At 76.1% G+C, this 6,820-nt stretch carries 6 protein-coding genes; 3 read left to right on the forward strand and 3 right to left on the reverse strand.

From position 1 onward, the window contains the following. From HYE82_RS32320 to HYE82_RS32330, 3 genes are all read right to left on the reverse strand, one after another. Window positions 1-286: MerR family transcriptional regulator (locus HYE82_RS32320; protein ID WP_179177772.1), on the reverse strand; the 286-nt coding region annotated here is incomplete at its 3' end. A gap of 133 nt (window positions 287-419) precedes the next feature. Further along, entirely contained in the window at window positions 420-1,793 is a 1,374-nt protein-coding gene (locus HYE82_RS32325; protein WP_179177768.1) for a deoxyribodipyrimidine photo-lyase, read from the reverse strand. A gap of 43 nt (window positions 1,794-1,836) precedes the next feature. Beyond that, entirely contained in the window at window positions 1,837-3,411 is a 1,575-nt protein-coding gene (locus HYE82_RS32330) for an SDR family oxidoreductase (RefSeq protein WP_179177769.1), read from the reverse strand. Between the two features lie 162 nt (window positions 3,412-3,573). Between HYE82_RS32330 and HYE82_RS32335 the strand changes: the two genes are divergently transcribed. From HYE82_RS32335 to HYE82_RS32345, 3 genes are all read left to right on the forward strand, one after another. Continuing rightward, window positions 3,574-4,053, forward strand: a complete 480-nt coding sequence (locus HYE82_RS32335) for an Lrp/AsnC family transcriptional regulator (protein WP_179177770.1) — start codon at window positions 3,574-3,576, stop codon at window positions 4,051-4,053. 122 nt (window positions 4,054-4,175) lie between these two features. Further along, the gene (locus tag HYE82_RS32340; protein ID WP_309144519.1) at window positions 4,176-5,531 is read left to right on the forward strand and encodes a cytochrome P450; all 1,356 of its coding nucleotides are present in this window, start codon (window positions 4,176-4,178) and stop codon (window positions 5,529-5,531) included. 97 nt (window positions 5,532-5,628) lie between these two features. Continuing rightward, window positions 5,629-6,780: an FAD-dependent oxidoreductase gene (locus HYE82_RS32345; RefSeq protein WP_179177773.1), complete on the forward strand. Its 1,152-nt coding sequence runs from the start codon at window positions 5,629-5,631 to the stop codon at window positions 6,778-6,780. The last annotated feature ends 40 nt before the right edge of the window (window positions 6,781-6,820 follow it).

Consider the following 6,820-nt stretch of genomic DNA (forward strand, 5'->3'; position numbering starts at 1 on the left):
GGGCCGGGAGAGGCGGGGCCACTTGCGGGCGGGTCGGCGCGGACGGGCCGGCGCGGGCGGTCCGGGCCGCCTCCGCCGGCGGGACGCCCTGCGCGGTGAGCCGGCACATCAGCTCCAGGCGGGCGATGTCCTGCGGGGTCCAGCGGCGGTGGCGGCCGTCCTCGCGGTGGGCCGGGCCGATGGCGTACCGGCGCTCCCAGGAGCGGACCGTGGTCGGGGACACGCCGAGGCGGCGGGCCACGGCGCCGGTGCTCAGCGCGGCGGCGGGCGGATCCTGAGGCGGCACGGCGGGCACCGGTGCCTCGGGCGCCGGCGGTGTGGCCGCCTTCGGTGGCGGGAGCGCGCTCTCCACGCCGCTCACGATACGGCGACGGGGCGACGGTGGGCAGGAGCGCAGCGGAAGCCGCGGGGCCGGGCGGTCACCCGCTTCCCCGCCCCCGGCGGAACCGGTCCAGGCCCTCGGCGAGTTCCACCAGCGGGTCGGGATAGCCGTACCGTGCCCGCTCCGGGCCGGGGAGCCGCCACGGCTCGTGCAGCTGCGGGGCCCCGAGTCCGGCGAGCTCCGGCACCCAGCGGTGCACGTAGCGGCCCTCGGGATCGAAGCGGAGCCCTTGGCGGACCGGGTTGAGGACCCGGTTGGGCCGGGTGTCCGTGCCCGTGCCGGCCACCCACTGCCAGTTGAGCTGGTTGTTGGCGAGGTCCCCGTCCACGAGCAGGTCGAGGAAGTGCCGGGCTCCGACCCGCCAGTCCACGTACAGGGTCTTGGTGAGGAAGCTCGCGGCGAGCAGCCGGCCGCGGTTGTGGATCCAGCCCTCGTGGCGGAGCTGGCGCATCGCGGCGTCGACCACCGGGTAGCCGGTGCGGCCCTCCTTCCAGGCCTCGGTCTCCTCCTCGGCGGCGGCTCCGGTGCGCCAGCGGTCCCCGCGGCCGCGGTAGTCCCGGGCGGCGCTGTCGGGGCGGGCGGCGAGCACCTGGTGGTGGAAGTCGCGCCAGCACAGCTGCCGGACGAAGGCCTCGCCGCCCGGGCCGCCCGCGGCGCGGGCCCGCTGGACGGCCTCGGTGGCCGAGAGCGTGCCGAAGTGCAGGTGCGGGGAGAGGCGGGAGGTGCCGTCGCCGGCCAGGTCGTCGTGGAGGTCCTCGTAGCGGGCGAGTCCCCCGTGCAGCCAGCGGGTGAGGAGCGTCCGCGCCTCCCGTTCGCCGCCGCGGGCGAGGCCCGGGGAGACCCCGGCGAGAGCCTGCCGCCGGGGCAGCGGATCGGAGCCGATCCCGTCGGGTACGGGCACCGACCGCGGGACGGCCAGGACCCGGCGCAGCGGGACGTCCGCCCAGCGGCGGAAGTACGGGGTGAACACGGCGAAGTGGTCGGAGCCGGCGGGCACCACGGAGCCGGGGGCGGCGGCCGTCACCACCCCGTCGTGGGCGTACAGCCGGCGGCCCTCGGCCTCCAGGGCGGTGCGGAGCCGCTCCTCGCGGGCGCGGGCGTAGCCGCTGACCCCGGCCGCCGTGTGGACCTCGTCGGCGTCCTGGTCCCGGACGAGGGCGCAGACCTCGTCGACGGTGTCGCCGGAGCGCAGCACGAGGCGACCGCCGCGCTCGCGCAGGGCGGTGTCGAGGTCGGCGAGGCAGTCGGCGAGGAAGGCGAGCCGGTTGGGGGCGGCAAAGCCGGCGGCGTCGACGGCGGGGTCCCGGACGAAGAGCGGCACGACCCGGTCGCAGGAGGAGAGGGCCGCGCGCAGCGGCGGATGGTCGTGCAGGCGCAGGTCGGAGGTGTACAGGACCACCGCGACGTTCATGTGCTCGCTCCCCGTCAGGGCCGCCTCTGCTCCGGGGCGGCTGTCATCCGGTACTTCGGCCGGAACGGGCGCGGCGGATGCGGTGAGTGCGGCGGAAGCGCCGGAAGCGGCTTGACGTGGTGGATGCCGCGTCCGCGTCGCCGTCCAGGCGCTGTGCGGCGCGGGCGATGTTGCGGGCCATGCCGCCGAAGACCAGCGCGTGGAACGGGGACACGCCCCACCAGTAGAGGTGGCCGAGCAGTCCGTGCGGGTGGAACAGGGCCCGCTGCCGGTAGCGTGCGCCGCCGTCCGCCCCGGGCTCCGCGTACATCTCCAGCCAGGCCAGCCCCGGCAGCCGCATCTCGGCGCGCAGCCGCAGCAGCCGGCCCGGCTCGATCTCCTCCACCCGCCAGAAGTCCAGGGAGTCCCCCACCCGCAGCCGGGCCGCGTCCCGGCGGCCGCGGCGGATGCCGACGCCGCCGACGAGCCGGTCCAGCCAGCCCCGTACCGCCCAGGCCAGGGGGAAGGAGTACCAGCCGTTCTCGCCGCCGATGCCCTCGACCACCCGCCACAGGGCGCCGGGCGAGGCTTCCACGGCCAGCTCCCGCCGGTCGGTGTAGAGACTGCCGCCCGCCCAATCGGGGTCGGTGGGCAGCGGGTCGCTCGGTGCGCCGGGCACCGCGGCGGAGGACCAGCGGGTGGTGACCCGGGCCTCCCTCACGCGCTGCAGGGCGAGTTCCAGCGCCCGGTCCAGGGCGATCGGGGTGCCCGGCGGATCGGGGACCCAGCGGGCGATGTCGTGCTCGGCGCAGACCACCTCGTGGCGCAGCGACTCGGCGAGGGGCCGGGCGAGGGCCCGCGGGACCGGCGTGATCAGGCCGATCCAGTGGCTGGACAGGCCCGGGGTCAGCATCGGCACGCGCAGGATGAACCGCGGCGGGAGCTGGGCCACGGCGGCGTACCGGTGCATCATCGCCTCGTAGGTGACGATGTCGGGGCCGCCGATGTCGAAGGCCCGGCTGACCTCGGGCGGCATGGCGGCGCTGCCCACGAGGTAGCGCAGGACGTCGCGGACGGCGATGGGCTGGACGCGGGTGCCGACCCAGCTCGGGGTGACCATGACGGGCAGCCGCTCGGTGAGGTAGCGCAGCATCTCGAAGGACGCCGACCCGGAGCCGATGATCACGGCGGCGCGCAGGACAGTGGTCGGCACCCCGGAGGCGAGCAGGATCCGGCCGACCTCGGCGCGGGAGCGCAGGTGCGGGGAGAGCGCGTGCACGGGGATGCCGGCCGGGGTGAGGCCGCCCAGGTAGACGATGCGGCGGACGCCGGCCGCGCGTGCCTGTTCGGCGAAGATCCGGGCGGTGGTGCGGTCGCGTTCCTCGAATCCGGATCCGGCGCCGAGGGCGTGCACGAGGTAGTAGGCGACGTCGATGCCGTCCAGGGCCGCCGCGACGGAGGCTTCGTCGCCGACGTCGCCGCGGACGATCTCGGTGCGCCCCGCCCACGGGTGGTCACGCAGTTTCTCGGGGGACCGCGCCAGGCAGCGGACCCGGTGGCCCGCGGTGAGGAGCTCCGGCACCAGGCGGCCGCCGATGTAGCCCGTGGCCCCGGTGACCAGGCAGTGCAGACCGCTCATGGGTTCCCTTTCCTCCTCGTTCCTCCTCGGCTCCTGCCCGTAGGGGATTCGGGCGGGCCGACGTGTCCGGATGCACCGCGTCCGCAGCCGGAGCGGGAGCCGGAGACGGAGCCCCGGACGACTCGGCACGGCACGGCACTCGACCATTGCTACAGTCGCGGCATGGCGGTGGACGAACTCGACACCCGGATTCTGCGCCTGCTGATCGAACAGCCGCGCACGAGCGTCCGCGAGTACGCCCGGATCCTCGGGGTCGCCCGCGGCACCCTCCAGGCCCGGCTCGACCGGCTGGAGCGCACCGGTGTGATCACCGGGACGGGTCCCGTGCTCTCCCCCGCGGCGCTGGGCCATCCGGTGCTGGCGTTCGTCCACATCGAAGTGACCCAGGGGCACCTGGACGACGTCGGCGAGGCGCTGGCGCAGGTCCCCGAGATCATCGAGGCGTTCTCGATAACGGGCGGCGGGGACCTGCTGACCCGGGTGGCGGCGCGGGACAACGCGCATCTGGAGGACGTGATCCAGCGGCTGATCCGGCTCCCGGGGGTGGTCCGGACCCGTACCGAGGTGGCGCTGCGGGAGCGGGTGGCGCACCGGCTGCTGCCGCTGGTCGAGTCCGTGGGGCGGGCGGCCCGCAAGCCCTGACGGCCCGAACCGTCCGTTCCGCACTGTTCGTTCGGCACTTTCTCGTCGGCACTTCCTCGTCGGCACTTCCTGGTCGGCACACGGCCTGGCGGGGCGGGCGGGGCGCTGCGATCATGCGTGGCGTGACCGCCACCCTGCTGCCCCCGGGCACCGAGCGCGGACCGCGCCGGTGGCCCCTCGTCGGAAACCTGCCGGCCTTCGCCCGCGATCCCCTGGCCTTCTTCGAGTCCCTGCGCGACGGGTACGGGGACTGGGTGCCGTGGGCCCTCGGCCCGCAGCGCAACGTCCTGGTCTCCCGTCCCGAGCACGCCGGTGAGCTGCTCGGCGCCGTGGAGAAGACCTTCCGGCCGATGGAGCTGGGCTGGGCCTTCCACCAGTTGCTCGGGGACGGCGTGGTCGTCGCCACCGGTGCCGACTGGCGGCGCAAGCGGGCGCTGGTCCAGCCGGCCGTCCGCCCGCGGCAGGTGCGCTCGTACGCCGCCACGATGGTGGAGTGCGCCGACGCGCTGGCCCGCGAGTGGGCCGAGGGCGAGCGGATCGACGTGCACCGGGAGATGGCCGGCCTCACCCAGCGGATAGCGGTGCGCACCCTGTTCGGGAGCGACGCGGCCGGCAGGGAGGCCCCGATCAGCGCGGCCATGGCCACGGCCCAGCGCGAACTGGGCGCCGAGTTCCGCGGCCTGACGCTGTTCCTGCCGCCCTGGGTCCGGACGCCGGGGCGGCGCCGGATGCGCGGGGCCGTGGCCGTCCTGGACCGGGAGATCGCGCACGTCATCCGGGAGCACGAGGCGGCCTCGCCCGGCGGGGCGGAGCGGGACGACCTGCTGAGCCGGCTGCTGGCCGCCCGCGACGAGCACGGCGCACCGCTGTCGCGCAAGGAGCTGCGGGACGAGTCGATCACCCTCTACATCGGCGGGCACGAGACCACCTCGACCGCCCTGACCTGGGCCTGGCAGCTGCTGTCGGCGGCTCCCGAGGCGCGCGCCCGGTTGACGGAGGAACTGGACAGGGTGCTCGGCGGGCGGCTGCCCGCGTACCAGGACTACGAACGGCTGCCCTGGACCCGGCAGGTGGTCAAGGAGGCGCTGCGGATGTACCCGCCGGTCTGGCTGATCTCGGCCGTCGCCGGGGAAGGTGCGGAGATCGGCGGGCGGGGCGTGCCCGCGGGGACGGCGGTGTGGACCAGTCCGTGGTCGATGCACCGCGACGGCCGCTGGTTCCCGGACCCGGGGGTGTTCCGTCCGGAGCGGTGGGACGCGGATGCCGGGCACCTGGCGGCGGAGCAGGCCTGGATCCCCTTCGGCGGCGGGCCGCGGGCCTGCCTGGGCGCCCGGTTCGCCCTGGTGGAGGCCGTGCTCGTGCTGGCGGTGCTGGCTCGGCGCTTCCACCTCGACAGCGGCCCGGAGCCGGTCGCGGTGCTCCCCGGACTGACGCTGCAGCCGGCCGGGCCGGTGCCGGCGGTGCTGCGGCGCCCCTGACCCGGACCGGGCGGGACCCCGGCAGGGCTCGGCAGGGCTCCGGCCGGCGGGGAAGATCCCGGCAGCGGGCCGAGTTGGTAGAACTGTGAACGAACTGATGCGGGAGACGACGGGGGCCGCCCCTGCCGGCGGGGACGCCGGCCCCGAGGTCGACGTGGTGGTCGTGGGCGCCGGGCAGGCGGGCCTGTCCAGCGCCTACCACCTGGCGCGGGCGGGCATCGGACACGTGGTCCTGGACCACGCGCCCCGCCCCGGCGGCGCATGGCAGTTCCGCTGGCCCTCGCTGACGTACGGCAAGGTGCACGGCATGCACGCGCTGCCCGGCATGGAGCTCGTGGACGCCGACCCGCTGCGGCCGTCTTCGGCGGTGATCGGCGAGTACTTCACCGCGTACGAGCGGCGGTTCGGCCTGGACGTACACCGCCCCGTGCACGTGACGGCCGTCCGGGAAGGATCCCGCGGGCGACTGAGGGTGGAGTCCTCGGCGGGCGTCTGGTCGGCGCGGGCGCTGATCAACGCGACCGGTACCTGGGACCGGCCGTTCTGGCCGCGCTATCCGGGCCGCGGATCCTTCCGGGGGCGCCTGCTGCACACGGCGGACTACCCGGGGCCGCAGGCGTTCGCCGGGGCCCGGGTGGTCGTGGTGGGCGGCGGCACCTCGGCAGTGCAGCACCTGCTGGAGATCTCCCCCGTGGCGGCCGCGACGACCTGGGTGACGCGCCGGCCCCCGGTGTTCCGCGACGGGACCTTCGGGGAGGCGGAGGGCCGCGCCGCCGTGGCCCTGGTCGACGCGCGGGTGCGCCAGGGGCTGCCGCCGCAGAGCGTGGTCAGCGTGACCGGGCTGCCGATGAACGAGGCGGTGCGGGACGGGATCGCCTCGGGCGTGCTGGACCGCCGCCCCATGTTCGAGCGGATCACGCCGACGGGTGTGGCCTGGGCCGACGGGCAGCAGGTGGAGGCCGACGTGATCCTGTGGGCCACGGGGTTCCGGGCGGCCGTCGACCACCTGGCCCCGCTGCGGCTGCGGGAACCGGGCGGCGGGATCCGTCTCGACGGCACCCGCGCAGTCCGCGACGAGCGGGTCCACCTGGTTGGTTACGGCCCGTCGGCGTCGACGATCGGCGCCAACCGGGCGGGCGGTGCGGCGGTCCGGGAGATCCGCCGTCTGCTGGCCCGGGGCACGCAGGACGGCGCCGCGGACTCCCTGGACGCCGCCCCGCAGGAGGTGCCCGAACCGGCCGGGACCTGACAGGCCGACGGGCGGGACGGGCGGACGGGCGGGACGGGCG

Origin of the sequence: Streptomyces sp. BR123, from assembly GCF_013401435.1 — a bacterium.
Classification (GTDB): Bacteria; Actinomycetota; Actinomycetes; order Streptomycetales; family Streptomycetaceae; genus Streptomyces.

What these genes read in the sequence shown, in the direction of transcription:
- HYE82_RS32325 (WP_179177768.1), bottom strand. Translation starts at nt 1,793, where the DNA reads ATGAACGTCGCGGTGGTCCTGTACACCTCCGACCTGCGCCTGCACGAC.
- HYE82_RS32330 (WP_179177769.1), bottom strand. Translation starts at nt 3,411, where the DNA reads ATGAGCGGTCTGCACTGCCTGGTCACCGGGGCCACGGGCTACATCGGC.
- HYE82_RS32335 (WP_179177770.1), top strand. Translation starts at nt 3,574, where the DNA reads ATGGCGGTGGACGAACTCGACACCCGGATTCTGCGCCTGCTGATCGAA.
- HYE82_RS32345 (WP_179177773.1), top strand. Translation starts at nt 5,629, where the DNA reads ATGCGGGAGACGACGGGGGCCGCCCCTGCCGGCGGGGACGCCGGCCCC.